Consider the following 19,766-nt stretch of genomic DNA (forward strand, 5'->3'; position numbering starts at 1 on the left):
CAAAAAAATTCTAACACACAACACCAAATAATATGAGACCTGTACACAAAATTTTACCGTTAGCGGTTGTCGTGACCTTGTTCATGGCATCCTGCTCAACCTCGAAGCTGGCGAGCAATACGACCAGCGACGATGTGTATAATTCAAACGCCCAGGCGCGCGTGGTGGAGCGTAAAGCTGTACCGCAGGCGGCAAGAGGCACGCAGAGTTATTACGACGATGAGTACTACGGCACAAGCGATCCTTATTACGACATGGATTACTCATCAAGAATCAACAGATTTTACTACGGCAGCCCATGGCGTACGTATTATGATCCGTATTACGGGTACTATGGAAGCGGGCTGTCGCTCGGCTTCGGACTTGGCGGACCATTTTATGGCAACTACTGGAATTCGCCTTACGGCGGATGGGGCTGGAACAACTGGGGCTGGAATTCTGCCTGGTCGCCTTACTGGGGCTGGAACAATTACTGGTCGCCTTACTGGGGTTATGGCAACTACTGGGGCGGCGGCATTGGCTGGGGTGGCGGAGGTTATTGGGGCGGAACCGGTGGCTGGTATACCGGCCGCACGACCAATGTACCGGACTACAGGCCTCGGCCGGCACGCGGCAGCGACTATGCAAGGCCTAGCCGCGGCGAGGGTAACGCCTACAACGGATTGAGCCCGCGCTCGCGTACCGCAGTTACCGATGCCAATGGCGACCGGGTTTCCGGCCGGTCGCGTTCAGAAATGTACCGTCCTGACCGCAGTTCGGGCAACGGCAGCAATCCTTCAACACGCAGCAACGGGAACACCGAGTACAACAGGCCGAGCCGTGGCAACAGCGAAAACAGCCGCCCAACCTATACGCCGCCTGCACGTACAGAATCCAGGCCAACCTACACGCCTCCACCTTCTAATTCTGGCGGCGGGTCATCAGGCAGCAGCGGCGGCGGCGGCGGACGTCCAACCAGGGGAAGGGGCTAGTCTTAACGCACACAAACACAAATGAAGAAATTTTCAATCATGCTTGCAGCAATTACAGTAGCTGCTGCAAGCACTGCATATGCACAATATGAAGGAGACGCGCTGCGCTTTTCCCAGTCAAATTACGGCGCTTCTGCCCGCATACGGGGTTTAGGCGGCGCACAGATCGGCCTGGGCGGCGACATCAGCTCAATGGGCGGCAACCCGGCCGGGATGGGTTTTTTCACCCGGTCAGAATTTTCGTTCACGCCCGAGTTTAACCAGACTTCGGCTTCCACCCAATACCTTGGGCAAGCTTCGAAATCGAACAAAGGCATGCTGAACCTGAACCAGCTGGGCGTGGCCTGGTATAATCCGACAACCCGCAATACGGGCGAGAATACCGATAAAGGCCTGCTTAGCGTGGTATTGGGGATTAACTACAACCGGAACAACGATTTCAGTGCCTTTTATGATTATGCCGGCACAGCCAATTCAGGACCATCGATTCGTAATTTCTTTAGCGAACTGGCCAATGAAACCGGCCTGGCGCCAAATAATAATGGATTTGCTGGTCTGCCTGCCATGGCATACGACAGTTTCCTGATCAATTACGATGGCACGTACGGCCTGGGTACACCGTCGTCAAACTCAAACCGGATCAATGATACCCGGACCGGCTCAGTGTCAGAACTTAACTTCAATGTAGCATTCAACATTTCAAATGAATTTTACATCGGGGGTAGCCTGGGCCTGGTAAACACCCGCTACATGCGCAACCTGAATTATATGGAAAAAGGGACTGTCAATGTTGATCCGAATGAGACAGACCAGGTAAGCAACCCGAGCATTCACAATTATGACCTGACTTACCGTACCTCACAGGAGTCAAAAGGTTCAGGTATTAATGCCCGCATTGGCATGATCTTCCGACCGGTCAGCGAATTCCGTATTGGAGCCACCCTACAGACGCCAACGTGGTTTACCGTCGAAGATATCTACACAGAAACTGTTGACAACCGGCTTACCAAGGCGAGTTTTAGCCGGAATTATACCAACACACCTGACGAGTTCCCTTTCACCTACAACCTGCGTACCCCGCTTAAGGGATCGCTTGGTGCCAGTTATGTGATCGGCGGCACGGCATTGATCAGTGCAGACATTGACTACATTGACTACGCCAGTATGGTATTTAACCGCAACAACAACAATGGCGACGCGGCAACCATTGCCTCTAACAACAACGCGGTAAAAAACCTGTACAAAGAGGCAGTAAATTTCCGTTTCGGGGCTGAGTACAAACTGGACCTGATTAGTTTGCGCGCCGGCTACGGGATTAACGGAAGTGCTTTCCAAAACGATGACAACGGCGATTTTGCAACAAAGACCTACAGTGGCGGCCTTGGCTATCGTGTGAAAAACTATTCAATCGACCTTGCTTACCAATATCATGATTACAAGAGCAGCTTTACGACCTATGGCTTAGCTGATGGGTCAGAGCCGATTGCTGATGCAAAAACCGGGAAAAACAACATTTTCCTGACTGTTGGTTTAAGATTCTAATACAAGTTAGTATAGAAAAGCCGCCGGAGGAATGACCTGCCGGCGGCTTTTTATTTAGTTGCGGCGCTGCCGCTTTACTCAGATAATTCCGTACAGCGAACGCCCCTGCGCTCCCAGCCTGTTAATACGCTGTTCAACACCCGGATCTTTCACAAGCTCGGGTGCATGATGTGGTTTCTTGCGCGCGTCAATAACGAGCGGTCCCGCACAACCCCAGTGTTTGTCTTTTACGATTGCGCCCAGCCCATATACATCTGCCGCCGGGTTGCTGCGGGTAAACGTTACCCAAACCAGGTTGCTGATAGTTGCGGCCGTAAAACCGGCATCGTCGCAGAGTACCAGGATAACGGTGTCCTGTCTCGAATTTTCAGGCAAGTCACGCTCTATAGCTGAGACCAGTTCCTCAGTTGCTTCCGCATTCAGGTAAGCAGGCGCCTGAACAGCAACTATCCCCGGGATGGCCATCAACGCATTCCCCATGCTACCGGTCAGGCCAGCCGGCAGTACGCTTGCCAGGCGGCGTTTTGGCTTACCGGCAGCAGCCAGCACCAATTTGGAACCGCTGTTTAGTCCGCTGCCGCTGTAGTCGAGGGTGTCGATGGTAGTATTGGTATGGAAATGAAGATCCCGCATCAAATCGATCCGCTCGAGCACATGGAGCAGGAACTGTTCAATGTCATGTGTGGAAAGCTGCTCATTATCTTCACGTGCAGCAATAAACAGGTATTTGGCCAGACTAAGCTGGTTTTTACCGAGAATATGGTTTGAAATAGTCAGAATCTCCTGAGGTTTCCGGTCGTCCAGGTATGGGGTGTAACGCTCGCTGCCAATGGCAAACAGCAGCGGATGCACACCGGCTGCGTCGACCGCATGAACTTCTTTTAATCCGTTGATCTCTTTAGGCATTGCCGCACCTGTTATTTCGTGGATCAATGCACCAAAAGCGGTATCCTCCTGCGGAGGCCGGCCCACCACGGTGAACGACCAGATCGCATCTTTGCGGTGATAAACCTTGTGTACTTTCATCAGGGGAAAAGGATGAACCAGGCTGTAATAGCCCAAGTGGTCTCCAAACGGGCCTTCAGGTTTGTTCTCTTGTGGATAGACCGTGCCGGTGATGACAAAATCAGCATCGGCCGACAGGCAGAAACCCTCCCGGTCGTAAAAATAACGGAACCGCCTGTTGCCCAGTGCTCCCGCGAAGGTCAGTTCAGATAAACCTTCAGGAAGCGGCATAACTGCAGCCAGGGGATGAGCCGGCGGGCCGCCAACAAAAATGCTCACCTTTAAAGGCTGTCCTTTTGCGTTGGCTTTGCTCTGGTGTACGCCAATGCCCCGGTGAATCTGGTAATGAAGCCCGATCTCCTGGTTTTGCAGGTAGTCATTCCCTGCCAGCTGAATCCGGTACATACCAAGGTTGGCATTCATTACGCCCTTGCGGTCGGGGTCTTCGGTATAAACCTGCGGCATGGTCACGAACGGCCCCCCGTCCATAGGCCAGTTGACGATCTGAGGCAGGGCCGATATGGTGGTTTCGCTGAAATGATTCCACGAATAGCCGAGCTTCCACGGAAGTGCAGAAAAGGCCTGCGCCGCGCTGCCTGCATATTTAAGCGGGTTGCGAAGCGCTTTTACGGGGTCTGAACGGAGCGACACGAGTTGTTTTACTGCACCAAGGCTGTCCCGGAACATAAAAGCCGACCGTTCGAGTGTTCCAAACAGGTTGGAAACGGCCGGAAAACTGCTGCCTTTTATGTTTTCAAAAAGTAATGCAGGTCCTTTTGCGTCAAAAACACGCATGTGTATGGCTGCCATTTCCAGGTATGGATCAACTTCTTCAGTAACCCGTACCAGGTGGCCGTTCCGCTCCAGGTCGTTGACGCAATCGCGCAAATTTTTATAGCCCATTTGGCAAAGATAGAAATCAATTGGCGATGGCTGAATCAAACCAATGAAAAAGCCGCCGCAAATCCAGGTTGGCTGGAAATACGGCGGCCTGTTCCTGCTTGCAGCGTTTATTTTTTGCCGGCAAATGAGCGCAACATCCAGGTGGTTTTTTCTTTAAACTGCATAAACCTGTTTACCATGTCGTTGGTGCCATCGTCGCCAGCCTGTTCGGTCGCGTCGAGTAGTTCACGTTCCAGTTCGATCAGTTTGGCCATATCTGCCAGGATTTCGTCTACCATATCGAGGTCTGCCATGCCGATGGTATCAACTTCCTTGATGGTTGATGCCCTGATGTAGTCCTCAAACCGGCTGTGCGGCGGTTTACCGAGTGTAAGCACGCGCTCTGCGATCTCATCAATAGTGGTCTGAGCTTCCGTATACAGCTCTTCAAATTTTATATGTAAGGTGAAAAAATTCTGGCCCTTGATGTTCCAGTGACAGCCACGCAGTTTCTGGTAGTGAATGTGGTAGTTTGCCAGGTAATCATTGAGCATATCGACAATTGGTCTGACCGCTTTTTCGTTCAAGCTTATTTCTTTTGCGTCCATGGTATTTGAGTAGTTTTACCACCTCAAAACAATCGGTTTCAGCAAATGTTTGCGGGCAGCTATTATTGTGCGGGGCTGCCACAATACCAATGTTAAGATGCCGTTTAGTAATCACAAGGTATGCCAGAATATTCGTATTATTGTACCCTTGTTTTCATAGTTTTATAGGATCATAGATGTATAAATTTTTAGTTACGGTTGCCTTGCCGCTTTTTTTTGCGGCCAAGAGCAATGCGGCTGTGGTGCCCGATTCCATTAGTGTGGAAAACAACAACGGAAAGCGGGTCGTCGTACACAAGGTCGATGCAAAAGACACCTATTACTCGATTGGCAGGCGTTATAATGTTGCGCCTAAAGATATCATGAGTTTCAACAAGAATAAATTCCTGAGCATCGGGGTCATCATAAAGGTTCCTACCCAAATCGACTTCACTTCTGCACAGCCTACCAACCCTCAATACCAAACCGAACAACGGGCACAGGCCGCACAGCAGCAAAAAGAGGCTGCACAGGCACAGCCAGCGCAATCAGTCCCCGAAACCGGCCTTGTTGAACACGTTGTTCAACGGAAGGAAAATCTCAACCTGCTTGCCCAACGGTATGGCACAACGGTGAACGAAATTAAACGTGTCAATAACCTGCGCACCATTAACCTGAGCATCGGCCAGGTTCTGCGCATTCCGTCAAACCAGGGTACGCTTGCGGGCAGCACCGAAAATACCCAGCAGGAAACCAATCAGCGTGTTGTACAGGATACCCGCACGGCACCCGAGAAGCCGGCTGTGCAACCTCCGGTTACAGCCACTCCGCGGAGTTCCCAACCTGCGCCTGCGGGTAAAACTTATGAAGTGGATGCTTCGGCCAAAACGGCAACGCCGGGTTATGTTGAGCATACAGTCGCTTCGAACGAAACCATTTATTCGATATCTGTCAAACATGGCGTGACGATGGATGAGATTAAGCGTAAAAATAACCTTGGCAACAATGCATTGACCACCGGCCAGAAATTGCTCATTAAGGGCGAATACCCTCCAAAACCTGTTGCCGGCGCAGAAGAAACGCCGGCAAACGGCGATACACTGAAAGACCCGTCTCTACGGTATCCGGCAAGCAGGTACGGCCTCAACCAGGTGGAAGAAAAAGGGACTGCTGTATTTATTACAGACCCGGAGCTGGATGCCAGTAAAATGCTGGTGTTGCACCGCACGGCACCGATCGGTACAGTCATCAAGGTAACCAACCCGATGACGAACCGGACCACCTTTGCCAAAGTAGTGGGTAAATTTACCGAAAATGAAACCACCAAAGATGTCATCATCGTCATGACGAAAGCGGTGGCCGATTCATTGGGTGCGCTTGATAAACGATTTTTTTGTAACCTCTCCTACGGCGTTCAGGAAAATGAACAATAGACCTTTTATTATCGGCATTGCCGGCGGAAGCGGCTCCGGCAAGACGTTTTTTCTGAATTGTTTTCTTCACCATTTTGTACAGGATGAGGTGACGCTGGTATCGCAGGATGACTACTACATTCATGCGGGCGAAATGACGCAGGAAGAAAATAAACTTTACAATTTCGACCTGCCTTCTACCATCGACGACGGGCAGTTTCTAAGCGATATACGCAAGCTGATTAGCGGCGAAGCCGTTTACAAAAAAGAATACAATTTCAATAACCCCCTTGCAGTCGTTAAAATACTCGAAATCAAGCCGGCACCCATCCTGATCGTTGAAGGGCTGTTTATCCTGCACTTCAAGGAAATCGATGCCTTGCTTGACCTGCGGATTTTTGTGGAGGCAGACGAGCAGGTAGCCCTTGACCGCCGCATTATGCGCGACGGCATGGAACGTGGTTACCCGGAAGATGATGTACGCTATAAATGGCACAACCATGTCATGCCCTCGTATAACGAGTTTCTACTGCCCTACCGCTCTCATTGCCACAAGATCGTCGAAAACAACAGCAATGATCCCGACGACATTATCCGTGCGACCGAATTGATCTCGCAAGAAGTCAAAGTCAGGCTGGAGCAACACAGAACAGGCCGCTGACTCTGTCGCCATGATCTTCGAACGCTTCTCTCCTCACCCAGATCTTGCCCGGATCATTGAATGTTACTGGCTGATGGAAGACAGCGACACCGGGACGCGCATTGAAAAAATTATTCCGGACGGTTTTCCAGAGTTAATTTTCCATTATGGCGATCCTTACGAAAATAACCAGCAGGGCGCCTGGAAACATAGCAGTCTCCAAATCGTAGCGGGCCAGCTTACCAGTTTCTTCAGCATCCGGAACACAGGAAAAACCGGGATGTTCGCCGTAAAATTTAAACCTACGGGTCTCACTCAACTTTATGATCTGCCCATGCATCGCCTTACCGATGTCATTGCCGATTTAAGCCTTCCTGCCTACGAACGCCTTAACGTATTTCAGAGCGGCATTCCGGCCGGACCTACAAAGGAACAGCTTACCAGCATATTGGACAGTCACTTTTTGAAGATTTCCGGGCGCTGGCAGGATAATCCTGTGGAGACCGCCGTTGCGCTGATTTTCGGGCAGCGAGGACAAATCAGTACTGCTGGGCTATGTGCTGCTACCGGCGTTACAGAAAGGCAATTGCAACGGCTGTTCAGACACTATGTGGGACTCTCGCCGAAGTTGTATGCACAGGTTATCCGGTTCAGCCATATCTGGCAGCTCATCCGCGAAGGAAAAAGCACGTGGCAGGAAATCACCTTCGTTTCCGGCTATTATGATCAGTCACATTTCATCAGGAACTTCAAGGCATTCAGTGGCGAAGATCCCGGAAGCTACTTTTTCGATACGCCTTCAATGGCTAATTTTTTTCTGAATAAGTAACTTCTGGTCGGGTTCGTACAATACAAAGGGGTCTCTTGATTTTATTTTAGCCGCCTGACTACACGGACTGTTACCAAAAAAGACAAATGATGAACTTACAAACCAAATTCGCATGGCTGATCTGCAGCACACTGGCTGTTACCGCTTGCTCAGATCGCCCGATGAACACAGGAGGCACAATAAGAGCGGTCGCCGACTCCCTGTTTTTTTACTTCAATGCGCACAACTGGAAGGCTTATGCCGCAATGTATGCTGACACGGCCCAGTTCCTGGATCCGGCGCTGGGGCAGAGATTCGTGTGGCAAAGCCGGGCAGAGACCGAAGCAAAATATGCAGCAATGCAGGAATCTGTGCCAGACGTGCGCGACAGTATACGGTCCATGCATGTGGATGGTGAGACGGTTGTCGTTGAATTCACCGCCAAAGGAACGGAAGCAGGTAAACCTTTTGAGCTTCCCATTTGCACGGTCCTGAAGATCCGGGAAGGGCGGATTGTACGTGACGCTACCTATTATGACCAGCCCTGATCCGTGTATTTCCATGTCGGCCTTGTGGTTGGGCATTTCTTCCCGGAAGTCATGTTTATGCGATATGCCCGGCTAAGCCATATCCATGGCCGGTACATGGTCGGGAACAACAAGCCTGCCCTTGGTTGCATCCCTTATATAATCGACCGATACATCAGGCGCGCGCTCCAGCAGATAAAATCCACCCTCTGGCAGCACATCGAGGACGGCCAGTTCTGTAACGATCTTTTTGATACATTTTACGCCTGTTAACGGCAGCGTACATGCCGGAAGCAATTTGCTTTCGCCCGCTTTGTTGACATGTTGCATGGCCACAATGATGTTTTTTGCAGAAGCGACCAGGTCCATTGCCCCTCCCATGCCTTTGACCATCTTACCCGGAATTTTCCAATTTGCGATATCACCGTTCTCGGAAACTTCCATTGCGCCCAGGATGGTCAGGTCAACTTTTTGTGCGCGAATCATACCGAAACTCATAGCCGAATCGAATACAGAGCTTCCCGGTAAGGTCGTAATGGTTTGTTTACCTGCATTGATTAGGTCGGGATCTTCTTCACCTTCGAAAGGAAATGGCCCCATGCCAAGCAAGCCGTTCTCTGACTGCAGAACGACCTGGATGTTTTCGGGAATATAGTTGGCAACCAGGGTGGGAATACCAATGCCGAGGTTTACGTAATACCCGTTCTTGATCTCTTTCGCAATGCGACGGGCAATCTGTTCTTTGCTTAACATAGTTGTGTTTTACGAAGCAGACGCTTCATTCGATTCACTTTTTCGTACGGTTCGCTGTTCAATTCTTTTTTCATACCCTGAGCCTTTAAAGATGCGGTGAACATAAATGCCCGGGGTGTGAATGTGATCAGGATCGAGTTCTCCGGGCTCAACGAGCTCTTCTACTTCGGCGATCGTAATTTTACCGGCCATGGCCATCACAGGGTTAAAATTCCGGCTCGTTGCCCGGTAAACCAGGTTGCCGGCTGTGTCGCCCTTCCATGCCTTAACAATCGCAAAATCAGCTTCAAAAGCCATTTCCATGAGGTAGTCTTTGCCATTGAACTGCCGGATCTCTTTGCCTTCGGCTATTTCTGTACCGATGCCGGCCGGCGTAAAAATTGCCGGCATGCCATATCCCGCCGCCATACATCGGGTAGCGAGCGTTCCCTGAGGGATAAGCTCGACCTCAAGTTCGCCGCTAAGCAGTTGCCGCTCGAATTCGGCATTCTCGCCAACATAAGACGCAATCATTTTTTTCACCTGTCTTTTGTGCAGCATCAGCCCGATGCCAAAATCATCGACCCCGGCGTTGTTCGAGATACAAGTTAGATTCGTGACGTTACGTGCAACCAGGGCGGCAATGCAGTTCTCTGGAATGCCGCAGAGTCCGAAGCCTCCCAGCATAAGTGTGGCCCCGTCGGGAATGTCGGCAATCGCCTCTTGGGCAGAGGAGACAACTTTGTAGATCATATATTTGGTTTTTGCTAAATTAAGGAAAGCGGCCGAGACCTGTGCTCAACTTTACAGAAATTCTAATTTTGAATTGATCTTAATAAAACCTAGTTTTGTGGAGATGATTTTTGAGCGTGATGACAGCCAGGGGTTTACCGACCTCATTCCTACCGACCCGGAACTGATGAAAGGAATCGGCACTTTGTTTTGCTGCAGTGCGGAATTTAAAAAATGCTGTAAAAAATACAAGAAGGGTAACCGCTGCAAAAAATGCCCGGGCAACAAAAAGAAATAAGAAGCCTTTCGCTATTTATACACTTCAATAATTTTATCGTTCGTACCCTCGTCTGTTGCCAAATAGATCTTACCATCAGCCACAGGCAATACGGCCCGTAAACGGCCAAAGGTGTTCACAAAATAATCCTGCTGACTTTCTACCTTCGAGCCATCGGCGCTTAATTTGAGCTGAACCAGCTTTTTGTTTTTCAGCACTGCCAGCAGCAGAGAATTGCGCCACTGCGGAATGTAATCGTTGTTATAATAGCTAAGGCCTGCCGGGGCGATTGTGGGTGTCCAGGCGACGAGCGGCTCTGCAACATTTTTCTCGGCACAGAAAGATTTTTCAGCGTTTTCATTACAATAGCCCAGTACATTCGGCCAACCATAATTCCGGTTCTTCTCGATCAGGTTGATCTCATCATCACTGCCAGGCCCGTGCTCTGAGACATAGAGGCGGTTTCCTACCTGCACCAGTCCCTGCGCGTTACGATGTCCAAAACTCCAGACCGCACTACCTGCCGAGGGGTTGTCTGCGGGAATGCTGCCATCCAGGTTTAGCCGGAGCAACTTCCCCGATAACGAGCCCATATTCTGCGCACTAGCAGCCACATTCGCATCGCCTGTGGTCACAAGTAATTTGCGGTCTGTCGTGATCAGCAGCCTGGAACCATTATGTATCGAGGCCGCAGGAATCCCGTCAAGCAAAATGACAGGGCTGCCAAGCGTATTGTTTGAAAAGGTAAAACGCACCACCTTTTGCCGGTAGGGGCTGCCATAATTGTAAGAAACATATACATACGGGTTGTTGCTGAAATCTGGATGGAGTGCCATACCCAGTAAACCGCCTTCGCCCTGTGCAGACACGTCAGGAATGCGGTACAGGGTACTGACAGCGCCGTTGCCAATATTCAGGCGCGCTATACGACCTCCTCTTTCTGTAAACCAGATTTGCCCGTCAGGTCCCATGGCCATTTCCCAGGGTTCGGTAAGCCCCGATGCGACTACGCGGGTTTTGATTTCGGCATCGGGCAAATCAGCACCCCCGCCAGGATTCTTTTTACATGTGGTGAAAAAAAGCAGGACGATAAAAGCCAGTTTGATGAGTCTCATTGGGGCAGGAATTAATCCTTAAATAACAATGTCCACCTCAATTGGTTTTAGCTTTTGCAGGCTTTCATTACGCGAGGTAAACGTAGGTTATTCCATCTCCACCCCGGTCAGCGTGCTCATCTTCCATGCGACTTACCTGACTATATTTTTTCAGGTAATCGCGAATCAGTTTGCGGAGAATACCGTCTCCCCGCCCATGTATCAGTTTAATGGACGGGAAGCCCATCATGATCGCCTTGTCCAGGTATTTTTCAACTTCATGTAAAGCCTCCTCGCCGCGCATGCCGCGCAGGTCCAGTTCCGGACTGAAAGAAGCAACAACCTCGGTCATCTTGGCGCCGAATGACCCCGTCCTCACCTCTTTCTTCAACTGCTTATGACTGATCTTTTGCACACGGCTGCGTTTTACAACCGACCGAAGATCGCCAATGGCCAGTACCAGGTTATCCCGGTTAATCTCGAGTACCTGCCCCGTGGTATCGCTGTCTGTCAGTTTGACCCAGTCGTTCACCGCTATGGCACCAGAGGCCGGCTCGGCCTGTTTCACCGGCTCTTCAGCGACCTGGTGTTTGGCCAGCTCCTGCTGAAGGCTCTGGCGCAGCGAACGGGTTACGTCTTTTTCGGCCTGTTTCTCGCGAATTTCGGAGATGGTGTTCTCGACCAATTTATTGGCATTCCTGATAATATTCTGCGCTTCCGCCTTGGCTTCCCGCAACAGGACTTTCCGGTTTTCTTCCAGGAAGAGCTTCAATTTCTCGTTCTCTGCCACGAGGTTCTTTGCTTTGTTTTGTTGGTTGGCCAGCGCAACGCGCGACTCATGAATGGTCTTCTTTTCGCGTTCCAGGTCAACGAGCAGGCTGTCCAGGCGATTCTGGTTGCTCCCCGTTTTTTCTCTCGCCAGTTCAATTACCTCGCGCGGAAGGCCGATATTCTGAGCGATCTCGAATGCATAAGAACTGCCGGGCTTGCCCATTTCCAGTACATACAAAGGCCGCATGTTGCGGTTGTCGAACAGCATGGATGCATTTTCAAGTCCTTCGGTATTGCCTGCAAACAACTTCAGGTTTGAATAGTGGGTAGTAATCACGCCCCTTGCTTTCTTATTGTTGATAACCTGCAACACGGCTTCGGCCATTGGGCCTCCAAACTGCGGGTCTGTTCCTGTTCCAAATTCATCGATCATGACCAGTGTTTTGGGCGTGGCATGCTCTACAAAATATCGCATCTTGGTCAGGTGGGCGCTGTAGGTACTCAGGTCGCTTTCGATCGACTGGTCATCGCCAATATCGGCAAAGATCTGGTCAAAAATGCCAACTTCGCTTTGCTCGTCTACTGGGATCAGCAAACCCGACTGCAGCATCATCTGCAGGAGTCCGATCGTTTTCATGCAGACCGATTTGCCTCCGGCATTAGGCCCTGAAACCAGCACAATGCGGGTGTGCTGGTCAATGTGTACGTTGAGCGGTACGACCTGCTTGCCTTCTTCCCGAAAAGACAGGAATAACAAGGGGTGACGGGCGTTGACAAGGCGCATTCTGGCTTCCTTAACAAGCACGGGCATACCGGCCTCAATCTGCATGGCAAAAAGCGACTTGGCACGTACAAAGTCAAATTTGGTTAGGAAGCCATGGTAACTAAGCAGCAAGGCGCTATAGGGCCTGACGGCATTGGTCAGCGCGATCAGGATGCGTATGATCTCGCGCCGGCGATCAAATTCAAGATCGCGCAGCTTGTTGTTCAATGTGAAAACTTCTTCGGGCTCCATATACACGGTTTGTCCGGAAGCCGATTCGTCATGGATAAAGCCTTTCAGCTTTCGTTTATGTTCAGCCAGCAGGGGAATACACATGCGTCCGTCGCGAATGGTCAGGCTGCCGTCGGCCACCCAGTTGCTGGCCGTTGCCTGGCGGTAAATGGCATCCATTCTTTTGCGAACATCCTGCTCGCCCTTGCTGATCGCCGCGGTAATTTCCTGCAGCTCGCGCGATGCATTCGGTTTGATCCGGCCCTTTGCGTCCAGCACTTTTTCGATCTCGCGCAGCAGGTTTTTCTCAATGGGCAAATGCTCGAACAAGGCCTCCAGGTTCGGGTAAACTCCTTTGCGGTCGTCAAAAAACCGGAGCACCGAAAACACGGTCTGCAGGGAAATATACAAGTTGAACCATTCCTCTTCAAGCAGGAACGTTCCCTCGACCTTTATCTTATCGATCAGTGCCTTAATGTCAAAGAAGGCGTTGATCTGCAAGGGTTCGCCATTCTCCAGGATGCTCTTGAATTCATGTGTCTGGCGTAAAAATTTGTTGATCTGGTCATATCGCGTCATGACCTGCATTTTCGCGACCAGTTCCTGGCCCATCGGGCTCAGGCAGTTTTTGGAAACCAGTTGCCGGATTTCTGTGAAACCGAGTCTTTCCTGGCAATTATCGGGATATAACATTTTTGCGTATACGTTTTTTGCTGTGCTTCAGGGAGTCGGCCCGGACCTTCTTCAATGAATCAGTCTTTTTGACCTGAAGCACTTTTTTCAGCGAGTCTGCTTTTTTCACAGAATCGCGCTTGGTGGTGGCGCTGGCTTTTTTCGTGGCCTGCACCAGGGAAAGGGAATCAACTTTAGATTGTTTTGCCTGCAGTTTTTTCAACCGCCTGGTCACTTTAACGTAAATCTCGTTGAACACCTCAGGATTGGTATAATAATAATCCAGGCTGCGGTTGTATCCGGCAGAATCTGTTCCAAACTTTTCATAGATACCTTTGTAGTAGGCAGCCCCGGTCTGTTTAACAGAGTCCTGTCGCGGCATCGCGGTTAAATAGCCGTCTACCAGGTGAATGTCGACCAGGATATCTTCCATTTGCCGGGGCTGAATGACATCTTCCGGAATACCCGGTTTGCAGCCAAAGGGCAGGACAGCCAGCCAGCACCCTAAAATTAATTTTCTCATTGTGCGTTAAAACCTCTTAATTATCTGGCGAGGTTTTTAATTTTACCCAAAAATACCAATAAATGAGCATTGCAGATAATTTGTTAAAATATAAAAACGAGCTTTCGGCAATCGACGTGCAATTGGTTGCGGTTTCCAAGACGCAGCCCGTTGGACTGATCGAAGAGGCGTATGCTGCCGGTCAGCGTATTTTTGGCGAAAACCTTGTACAGGAGATGGCCGACAAATATGAACAGCTGCCCAAAGATATTGAATGGCACCTGATCGGCCATCTGCAAACCAATAAAGTCAAGTACATAGCGCCTTTCGTGAAACTGATTCATGCAGTAGACAGCCTCAGGCTGCTGACAGAGATCAATAAACAGGCACTGAAACACAACCGTGTTATCGACTGTCTGCTGCAAATCTATATTGCCGATGAAGAAACGAAATTCGGTCTTGGTTTTGACGAGGCCATCGACCTGCTGCGCTCTGAAACATTTGCTTCCCTGGCCAATGTACGTATCGCCGGTGTCATGGGCATTGCCACGAATACGAAAAACCCTAAACAGATCAAAGCCGAATTTTATGAACTGAGAACGTTTTTCAAAGGACTCAAAGAAAGTTTTTTCAGAGATGCTGATTATTTCCGCGAGATTTCAATGGGCATGTCAGATGATTACAAGATAGCCATTGAAGAAGGCAGTACCATGGTACGCATCGGCAGCAGCATCTTTGGCAAGCGTAACATCAAACCCCGCCAGGAGGGCGTAAATCAGGAAAACAAATGAGTGAGATCAAAATACGTAAAGCGCTTCGCAGCGATTGTGCGCGAATGATGGAACTGATCAACGAACTGGCCGTTTATGAGCGGGCACCAGAGGAAGTTACCGTAACGATGGACGAATTCATTGATGCTGGTTTCGGCGAGCGCCCGGTATGGGAGGCCTTCCTCGCCGAAGCGGATGATACTGTTATTGGCCTGGCCATTTTCTACACCCGTTATTCTACCTGGAAAGGGCGCCGGTTATACCTCGAAGATTTTTTAGTTACCGATCAATGCCGGGGAAAAGGCGTAGGCAAGTTGCTTTTTGAACGCGTGATGCAGGAAGCGCGAGACCGGAATTACCATGGAATGACCTGGCAGGTGTTGGACTGGAACGAACCGGCCCTGAATTTTTACCGGAAATATGCAGCACGGGTAGAACCCGGCTGGCTTAACGCCTCTTTTGACAGCGCTTACATCCGCAGTTTTCCTTTTGAGGATTAACCGTATTTTCAAGTTGCGGCCGGTCTTTGCCGCTTGGGACAGATCATAGCCGCGCAACAACACACATACATGGAAGTTTACAAATTCGGTGGTGCATCGGTAAAAGATGCATCGGGAATAAAAAATGTAGTCAGTATCATCAGCAGCGCAAAAAAAGACGAGCTGCTCGTGGTCGTATCTGCGCTTCATGGCGTAACAGACCGGTTAGAGAAACTTGCTTATGCTTATCTTTCCGGCGACAGCCACACGAACGCTTTGTTTGAGGAGATTAAACAAATTCATTTTGATGTGCTGACAGAGCTGTTTCCTGATCCGGGGCATTCCATTTTTGATGAAATCTCGAATACCTTTGTAGAAATTGACTGGTTGCTGGAAGAAGAGGCGCAAGACGATCCGGACTACCTGTATGACCAGATCGTTTCGATGGGCGAAGTCGTTTCCAGCAAAATCCTGCATGCTGTCTTAAATGCATCGGGCTGTGTGTCGGTATGGGCCGACGCGAGAAACTACATCAAAACCGACAACACTTACCGTGAAGGCAAGGTCGATTGGGCTCTGACCGAACGCGAGGCAAGTCATCTTACCCGGCTACTAAAGAATCAGGTGGCGGTTACCCAGGGTTTCATTGGCGGAACCAGCGAAAATTACACAACGACGCTTGGCCGTGAGGGCTCCGATTATTCGGCCGCTATTTTTGCTTCAGTGCTGAATGCCCGTTCGCTGACCATCTGGAAAGATGTGCCGGGGGTGCTCAATGCAGACCCGAAATGGTTCGAACACACGGAAAAAATTCCGCAGATGTCCTATCACGATGCGATCGAGCTCACCTATTACGGCGCGACGGTTATTCATCCAAAAACCATTAAACCACTTCAAAACAAGGACATACCCCTGCTTGTAAGATCATTTATCGAGCCCGCAGGCGCGCATACCGAAATTAACAACCAGCCCAATCCCCTGCCGGTTCCATCGTTTATCTTCAAAGTGAATCAGGTGCTTATCTCTGTGTTGCCTAAAGACTATTCCTTTATCATTGAAGAAAACCTGAGCACCATTTTCGGCATTTTTCATCAGCATAAGGTCAAGGTCAACACCATGCTCAATTCGGCACTCAGCTTTTCAGTCAGCATTGACCACGATACACGTAAGCTGGATGCTTTGCTGGAAAGCCTGCAGAAAGACTTCAGGGTGAAGTACAACACGAATATGGAGCTGGTCACCATTCGTTATTACAACCAGGAGACAATAGACCGGGTAACCGAGAACAAGGATATTATCCTGGAAGTGAAAAGCCGGCATACCTGCCAGATGGTTATGAAAAACAAGTCTTGATATGGATCCGGCGCTGCTGCAACCCGAGGTTCAGGCCTGGCTGCATGACCACATTGACGCAGATGTGCACCGGCTGGCCTTATCGGTGAGTCCGTTCCAGGGCATCAGCCCGGCTGCCCTGTCGCTGCAGATTGCCGCACGGAAAAACAGCCGCAAAAAACTACCAACCTGGTTTGCCACACCCGGCATTTATTTCCCGCCGCTGCTTTCTATTGAGCAGGCCTCTTCGGAGATAACGGCCGAATATAAGTCTCAACTCGTTCGCGGTGAAACTGTTGCCGATCTTACAGGCGGCTTTGGCGTAGACAGCTATTTTTTTTCACTACGGTCAAGGCAGGTGCTGCATTGCGAACTGAATCCCGGCCTGCTGAAAATGGCCAGACACAATGCCGGTCAACTGGGCACAGGAAACATCAGTTTTTTGCATGCAGACGGACTGGAATTTCTTCAATCAACGCAGGAAACCTACGGAACCATTTACCTGGATCCCGTGCGCAGGGGAACCACAGGCAAAGTGTTTCTGTTTGCTGACTGTCAGCCAAATATCCTGCCGCAGCTTGCCCTGCTTCGCTCGCGCGCAGGCCGCCTGCTGATCAAGAGCTCCCCGTTGATAGACTTGCAGGCGGGTATCCGTGAACTGGGCGGCGTGAGCGAAATACACATTGTCAGCGTACGCAATGAATGCAGGGAGCTTTTGTGGATTTTGGACACAGAAACATCGATGACACCGAAAATCGTCGCAGCCAGCCTCAATGCAACACAAAAGCAGCTCTTGGTAAAAACCGGAGCAGAAAATATGCCTGCGCAGATTGCGGCCAGGCCACTTGCATACTTGTTTGAACCCGATGCCGCGGTCATGAAATCGGGCGCTTTTAATCAGGTCGCGGTCGACTTCGGTTTGCAGAAAATAGCGCCGCAAAGTCACCTGTATACAGGAGACCGGGCGGAGGCCGCGTTTCCTGGAAGAATTTTCCAAGTTCTGTCGGTCATGGACTGGCAGTCGTTCAAAAAACAAAAAAAACTGGCTGGAAATATAATTGCTAGAAATTTTCCCGTAAAAGCCGCCGAATTATCAAAGAAATACAACAAGGGCGCAGCAGATACAGACTTCTTGATTTTCACCACCAGCCACAGTGGCAAATCCACCGTTATACAGGCGAAGATCGTGCAATACTATTAATTTATGCCAGATAGTCTGCCTGTCTGGCCAGCAAAGCGCGGTACTTGTTAAATATCGCCGTCTTGGACACAAAACCCAGGAAAACGCCCCTGCTGTCAACAACTGGCAACAGCCAGGCCTGTTCATTCTCCATGCCGGCCAGAACAGCCTGCAACTCGGTATCGGGCGCAAGAACCTGCGGTGCGGGCTGCATCAACTCGCTGAATATTACGGGCTGCTCTGCATTATTTTTCAATACCTGCTGAAAGAGATCTTCTGCATAAACAAGCCCCAGGAATACGCGCTCTTCTGTGAGCACAGGGTAGATGTTATGCCTGGATTTGAAAAGCCCCGATAGCCTGCTGCGCACCTGTTCCTGTGGTTCTACGGCACTGAAATCCTTTTCAATGAGGTATTTAAGTTTCATCATGCGCAGCACAGTCGTGTCTTTATCCTCGTGCGACATCAATTCCCCGGCATCTGCGAGTGGTTTTGCGTAAATAGAATGCTTCTGGTAACTGCGGCTGATGAGGTAAGAAATGGCAGTTGTGATCATCAAGGGCACCATCAAAATATATCCACCTGTAATCTCGGCTATGAGAAAAATGCCTGTGAGCGGCGCATGCATAATAGAGCCGAGCGCTGCCGCCATACCAGCTACGATAAAATTACCCACATTGACGTGGGCCAGACCGGTCAGGTTAATGGTATAGGCAAGTGTAAAACCCAGCAATCCGCCTATGATCAGGCTTGGCGCAAATGTACCTCCGTTACCGCCGGCGCCCAGGGTCACAAGCGTTGCAATGGATTTGGCAAAAACCGTTAACAGCGTGAATAGCAGTAAAACTGCAGGAAATTCATTATAAGACGAGAAAATGCTGTTGTTTATAACGGAATTGTAATCACCCAGCAATAGGTTTTTGATAGTTACATAGCCCTCGCCATACAGTGTCGGGAAAAGAAAAACCAGTGCTCCAAGGGCAAGTCCGCCTACAACAACTCTTCTGTAGGGACTTTTGATGCGGTAAAAAAATGATTTCACGGCCTGGTTGGCTTTGATAAAGTAGATCGAAAAGAGGCCGATCAAACAGGCCAGGATAACGTACCAGATGAGTGCCTTTGTTTCCCAGCCCTGGCTTACAATATAAAACAGCTGCTCGCTGTAAAACAGCCGGGCTACCACTGAAGCCGTTGCCGACGCTAGCAATAGCGGAATGAAAACCGGTATGGTAAACTCAGGAAGAAGGATCTCTATGGCAAAGACAATACCGGCTATGGGGCTGTTGAATGCTCCGGCAATGGCGCCCGCAGCCCCACAGGCCAGCAGCAGAGTAACTTCCCGGTAAGATAAGCCAAGAAAGCGGCCGAGGTTTGACCCAATTGACGACCCGCTGGTTACCACCGGCGCTTCAAGCCCGGTCGAACCGCCAAAACCGACGGTGACAGCTGCGGTAATGATCTGCGAATAGATGTTGTGAAACTCAACACGGCTTGAGCGCCCCGAGATGCTGCGCAACAGCGGCGTCAGCCCGGTTTCAAACTTACCTTTCACAATAAAGCGACGCACATACAATACCGACAAGAGGATACCAATGAAGGGAAACAACAGGTAGAGATAGTACTTGTATTGCCAGTGAAATCCGGTCTGCAAAAAGTCTTCAATATGATGCGTCAATGACTTCAGCAAGGCAGCGGCCAGGCCGGAGAGTATGCCAACTACGACGGCAGCAAAGACAAGGAAATTGCGGTTCGATATTTTCGTTTTGCGGTAGGAATTGATCTTGTTTACCGCCCTGGTGAGACTTTCATACATGGGCACGACTTATGCAGTTGCCCAAAGGTAAGCCTTACCAGCCG

Annotated in this window: 18 protein-coding genes; 10 read left to right on the top strand and 8 right to left on the bottom strand. The window is 50.1% G+C overall.

The genetic code is table 11. The features are described from left to right. The first annotated feature begins 32 nt into the window (after positions 1 to 32). Both C7T94_RS11970 and C7T94_RS11975 read left to right on the top strand, forming a co-directional pair. On the top strand, positions 33 to 971 hold the full coding sequence (locus tag C7T94_RS11970) for a hypothetical protein (RefSeq protein WP_162618666.1): 939 nt from the start codon (positions 33 to 35) through the stop codon (positions 969 to 971). A gap of 21 nt (positions 972 to 992) precedes the next feature. After that, complete coding sequence (locus C7T94_RS11975; RefSeq protein WP_107215549.1) at positions 993 to 2,513, top strand: OmpP1/FadL family transporter; 1,521 nt, start codon at positions 993 to 995, stop codon at positions 2,511 to 2,513. 78 nt (positions 2,514 to 2,591) lie between these two features. On the opposite strand, the gene C7T94_RS11980 is transcribed toward C7T94_RS11975, so the two are convergent. Together C7T94_RS11980 and C7T94_RS11985 are read right to left on the bottom strand one after the other, a co-directional pair. After that, positions 2,592 to 4,421: a UbiD family decarboxylase gene (locus C7T94_RS11980; protein ID WP_107215550.1), complete on the bottom strand. Its 1,830-nt coding sequence runs from the start codon at positions 4,419 to 4,421 to the stop codon at positions 2,592 to 2,594. Between the two features lie 107 nt (positions 4,422 to 4,528). Beyond that, positions 4,529 to 5,008 (bottom strand): Dps family protein, encoded by a 480-nt coding sequence (locus tag C7T94_RS11985; RefSeq protein WP_107215551.1) that lies wholly within the window; start codon positions 5,006 to 5,008, stop codon positions 4,529 to 4,531. Positions 5,009 to 5,184: 176 nt separating this feature from the next. On the opposite strand from C7T94_RS11985, the gene C7T94_RS11990 reads away from it, so the two are divergent. The 4 genes from C7T94_RS11990 to C7T94_RS12005 all read left to right on the top strand — a co-directional run bounded on the left by C7T94_RS11990 (position 5,185) and on the right by C7T94_RS12005 (position 8,395). After that, positions 5,185 to 6,420: a DPBB and LysM peptidoglycan-binding domain-containing protein gene (locus C7T94_RS11990; RefSeq protein ID WP_107215552.1), complete on the top strand. Its 1,236-nt coding sequence runs from the start codon at positions 5,185 to 5,187 to the stop codon at positions 6,418 to 6,420. Continuing rightward, positions 6,410 to 7,060 (top strand): uridine kinase family protein, encoded by a 651-nt coding sequence (locus C7T94_RS11995; protein WP_107215553.1) that lies wholly within the window; start codon positions 6,410 to 6,412, stop codon positions 7,058 to 7,060. The genes C7T94_RS11990 and C7T94_RS11995 overlap by 11 nt, the downstream gene beginning before the upstream one ends. Positions 7,061 to 7,070: 10 nt before the next feature. Further along, on the top strand, positions 7,071 to 7,868 hold the full coding sequence (locus C7T94_RS12000; RefSeq protein WP_107215554.1) for an AraC family transcriptional regulator: 798 nt from the start codon (positions 7,071 to 7,073) through the stop codon (positions 7,866 to 7,868). 86 nt (positions 7,869 to 7,954) lie between these two features. Further along, positions 7,955 to 8,395 (top strand): nuclear transport factor 2 family protein, encoded by a 441-nt coding sequence (locus C7T94_RS12005; protein ID WP_107215555.1) that lies wholly within the window; start codon positions 7,955 to 7,957, stop codon positions 8,393 to 8,395. Positions 8,396 to 8,467: 72 nt separating this feature from the next. Here the strand turns inward: C7T94_RS12005 and C7T94_RS12010 are convergent, their stop codons facing one another. The 5 genes from C7T94_RS12010 to C7T94_RS12030 form a co-directional block, all read right to left on the bottom strand. Then, the gene (locus tag C7T94_RS12010; RefSeq protein ID WP_107215556.1) at positions 8,468 to 9,127 is read right to left on the bottom strand and encodes a CoA transferase subunit B; all 660 of its coding nucleotides are present in this window, start codon (positions 9,125 to 9,127) and stop codon (positions 8,468 to 8,470) included. A gap of 9 nt (positions 9,128 to 9,136) precedes the next feature. Continuing rightward, the gene (locus C7T94_RS12015) at positions 9,137 to 9,859 is read right to left on the bottom strand and encodes a CoA transferase subunit A (protein WP_107215557.1); all 723 of its coding nucleotides are present in this window, start codon (positions 9,857 to 9,859) and stop codon (positions 9,137 to 9,139) included. A gap of 288 nt (positions 9,860 to 10,147) precedes the next feature. Continuing rightward, positions 10,148 to 11,230, bottom strand: a complete 1,083-nt coding sequence (locus tag C7T94_RS12020; protein WP_107215558.1) for a PQQ-dependent sugar dehydrogenase — start codon at positions 11,228 to 11,230, stop codon at positions 10,148 to 10,150. A gap of 67 nt (positions 11,231 to 11,297) precedes the next feature. Beyond that, positions 11,298 to 13,667: an endonuclease MutS2 gene (locus C7T94_RS12025; RefSeq protein ID WP_107215559.1), complete on the bottom strand. Its 2,370-nt coding sequence runs from the start codon at positions 13,665 to 13,667 to the stop codon at positions 11,298 to 11,300. Further along, the gene (locus C7T94_RS12030; RefSeq protein WP_107215560.1) at positions 13,651 to 14,169 is read right to left on the bottom strand and encodes a DUF4296 domain-containing protein; all 519 of its coding nucleotides are present in this window, start codon (positions 14,167 to 14,169) and stop codon (positions 13,651 to 13,653) included. The genes C7T94_RS12025 and C7T94_RS12030 overlap by 17 nt, the downstream gene beginning before the upstream one ends. Before the next feature lie 62 nt (positions 14,170 to 14,231). Between C7T94_RS12030 and C7T94_RS12035 the strand changes: the two genes are divergently transcribed. The 4 genes from C7T94_RS12035 (at position 14,232) to C7T94_RS12050 (ending at position 17,930) form a co-directional block, all read left to right on the top strand. Then, positions 14,232 to 14,939 (top strand): YggS family pyridoxal phosphate-dependent enzyme, encoded by a 708-nt coding sequence (locus tag C7T94_RS12035; protein WP_107215561.1) that lies wholly within the window; start codon positions 14,232 to 14,234, stop codon positions 14,937 to 14,939. Next, positions 14,936 to 15,418, top strand: a complete 483-nt coding sequence (locus C7T94_RS12040) for a GNAT family N-acetyltransferase (RefSeq protein WP_107215562.1) — start codon at positions 14,936 to 14,938, stop codon at positions 15,416 to 15,418. The genes C7T94_RS12035 and C7T94_RS12040 overlap by 4 nt, the downstream gene beginning before the upstream one ends. A 69-nt stretch (positions 15,419 to 15,487) precedes the next feature. Continuing rightward, complete coding sequence (locus C7T94_RS12045; RefSeq protein WP_107216095.1) at positions 15,488 to 16,750, top strand: aspartate kinase; 1,263 nt, start codon at positions 15,488 to 15,490, stop codon at positions 16,748 to 16,750. A 1-nt stretch (position 16,751) separates the two neighbouring features. Continuing rightward, positions 16,752 to 17,930: a THUMP-like domain-containing protein gene (locus tag C7T94_RS12050; protein ID WP_107215563.1), complete on the top strand. Its 1,179-nt coding sequence runs from the start codon at positions 16,752 to 16,754 to the stop codon at positions 17,928 to 17,930. Between the two features lies 1 nt (position 17,931). On the opposite strand, the gene C7T94_RS12055 is transcribed toward C7T94_RS12050, so the two are convergent. Next, the gene (locus tag C7T94_RS12055) at positions 17,932 to 19,722 is read right to left on the bottom strand and encodes a chloride channel protein (protein ID WP_107215564.1); all 1,791 of its coding nucleotides are present in this window, start codon (positions 19,720 to 19,722) and stop codon (positions 17,932 to 17,934) included. Positions 19,723 to 19,766 lie beyond the last annotated feature (44 nt).

Origin of the sequence: Pedobacter yulinensis, assembly GCF_003029735.1 — a bacterium.
Classification (GTDB): domain Bacteria; phylum Bacteroidota; class Bacteroidia; order Sphingobacteriales; family Sphingobacteriaceae; genus Pedobacter; species Pedobacter yulinensis.

Bases quoted from the DNA above. Each gene is read 5' to 3' on its own strand.
- C7T94_RS11970 (WP_162618666.1), top strand. From the start codon at position 33: ATGAGACCTGTACACAAAATTTTACCGTTAGCGGTTGTCGTGACCTTG.
- C7T94_RS11975 (WP_107215549.1), top strand. From the start codon at position 993: ATGAAGAAATTTTCAATCATGCTTGCAGCAATTACAGTAGCTGCTGCA.
- C7T94_RS11980 (WP_107215550.1), bottom strand. From the start codon at position 4,421: ATGGGCTATAAAAATTTGCGCGATTGCGTCAACGACCTGGAGCGGAAC.
- C7T94_RS11985 (WP_107215551.1), bottom strand. From the start codon at position 5,008: ATGGACGCAAAAGAAATAAGCTTGAACGAAAAAGCGGTCAGACCAATT.
- C7T94_RS11990 (WP_107215552.1), top strand. From the start codon at position 5,185: ATGTATAAATTTTTAGTTACGGTTGCCTTGCCGCTTTTTTTTGCGGCC.
- C7T94_RS11995 (WP_107215553.1), top strand. From the start codon at position 6,410: ATGAACAATAGACCTTTTATTATCGGCATTGCCGGCGGAAGCGGCTCC.
- C7T94_RS12000 (WP_107215554.1), top strand. From the start codon at position 7,071: ATGATCTTCGAACGCTTCTCTCCTCACCCAGATCTTGCCCGGATCATT.
- C7T94_RS12005 (WP_107215555.1), top strand. From the start codon at position 7,955: ATGATGAACTTACAAACCAAATTCGCATGGCTGATCTGCAGCACACTG.
- C7T94_RS12010 (WP_107215556.1), bottom strand. From the start codon at position 9,127: ATGTTAAGCAAAGAACAGATTGCCCGTCGCATTGCGAAAGAGATCAAG.
- C7T94_RS12015 (WP_107215557.1), bottom strand. From the start codon at position 9,859: ATGATCTACAAAGTTGTCTCCTCTGCCCAAGAGGCGATTGCCGACATT.
- C7T94_RS12020 (WP_107215558.1), bottom strand. From the start codon at position 11,230: ATGAGACTCATCAAACTGGCTTTTATCGTCCTGCTTTTTTTCACCACA.
- C7T94_RS12025 (WP_107215559.1), bottom strand. From the start codon at position 13,667: ATGTTATATCCCGATAATTGCCAGGAAAGACTCGGTTTCACAGAAATC.
- C7T94_RS12030 (WP_107215560.1), bottom strand. From the start codon at position 14,169: ATGAGAAAATTAATTTTAGGGTGCTGGCTGGCTGTCCTGCCCTTTGGC.
- C7T94_RS12035 (WP_107215561.1), top strand. From the start codon at position 14,232: ATGAGCATTGCAGATAATTTGTTAAAATATAAAAACGAGCTTTCGGCA.
- C7T94_RS12040 (WP_107215562.1), top strand. From the start codon at position 14,936: ATGAGTGAGATCAAAATACGTAAAGCGCTTCGCAGCGATTGTGCGCGA.
- C7T94_RS12045 (WP_107216095.1), top strand. From the start codon at position 15,488: ATGGAAGTTTACAAATTCGGTGGTGCATCGGTAAAAGATGCATCGGGA.
- C7T94_RS12050 (WP_107215563.1), top strand. From the start codon at position 16,752: ATGGATCCGGCGCTGCTGCAACCCGAGGTTCAGGCCTGGCTGCATGAC.
- C7T94_RS12055 (WP_107215564.1), bottom strand. From the start codon at position 19,722: ATGTATGAAAGTCTCACCAGGGCGGTAAACAAGATCAATTCCTACCGC.